The 997-nt window shown below is 55.5% G+C and carries 1 protein-coding gene; it reads right to left on the reverse strand.

The window, feature by feature from the left end; translation table 11 throughout:
- Positions 1–993 (reverse strand): aminopeptidase (locus QJ48_RS34980; protein ID WP_272948189.1); only part of this gene is annotated, 993 nt, incomplete at its 3' end.
- Between the last annotated feature and the right edge of the window lie 4 nt (positions 994–997).

Raw genomic sequence — 997 nt, forward strand, 5'->3', positions numbered from 1 at the left:
TCCGTCCTTGCGAATCAGCCGGTCGTCAAAATAAATCTCGCCACCGCCAAATTCCGGCCGTTGAATAAGCACCAGGTCCCAATGAACGGCAGATCGGTTGCCGTTGTCCGCCTGCTCGTACGCTTGGCCGGGCGTGAAGTGAAGGCTTCCGTCGATTTTCTCGTCAAACAGCGTATCCTTCATCGGGTATAAAATATGCGGGTTGAACCCGAGGCTGAATTCCCCTATATAACGGGCGCCTTCGTCCGTGTCGAGAATTTTGTTCAGCCGGGCGGTATCGTTCGCGGTAGCCTCGACGATTTTGCCGTTCTCGAACCGGAAGACGACGTTCTCGAATGTAACTCCAGAATTTTCGGATACCGTATTATAGGCGATGACGCCGTTCACGGAGTCGCGTACCGGAGCGGTATACAGCTCGCCGTCCGGGATGTTGCGGCGGCCGCAGCATTTGACGGAGCCGATGCCCTTGATCGAGAAGGAAATGTCCGTTTCCCCCGGCCCTACGATGCGCACGCGATCGGTCCGGTTCATCAGCTCCTGAAGCGGAGTCATCGCATCGGACATTTTGGCGTAATCCAGGTTGCATACGTCGAAGTAGAAATCTTCGAATTTTTCCGTGCTCATGCCCGCAAGCTGCGCCATAGACGCGTTCGGATAACGCAGCACGACCCAACGCGTATGCTTGATCCGCTGCTCCATGTGCACCTTTTGGCTGTAAATTTTTTTGTAAAGCTTCATCTTATCCTCGGGCACGTCGGACAGCTCGCTTACGTTATCGCCGGCGCGAACCGCAACATAGCAGTCCATATCCTTCATTCGCGACAGGTGCATATCGGCCCAATGCTCCAGGAACTCGGGCGTCGCAGAACGCAGCACTGACGCCGTAATCGCATAGTCCGTCAGCTCCACGTAAGGATGGCCGCCGCGGGCATGAACCTCTTGTACGAGACATTTGACGATTTCCCGCTCGGAGCCGATCATCTCGATCAGCACCCTT

It is taken from the genome of Paenibacillus sp. A3, assembly GCF_001399685.1.
GTDB lineage: Bacteria > Bacillota > Bacilli > Paenibacillales > NBRC-103111 > Paenibacillus_G.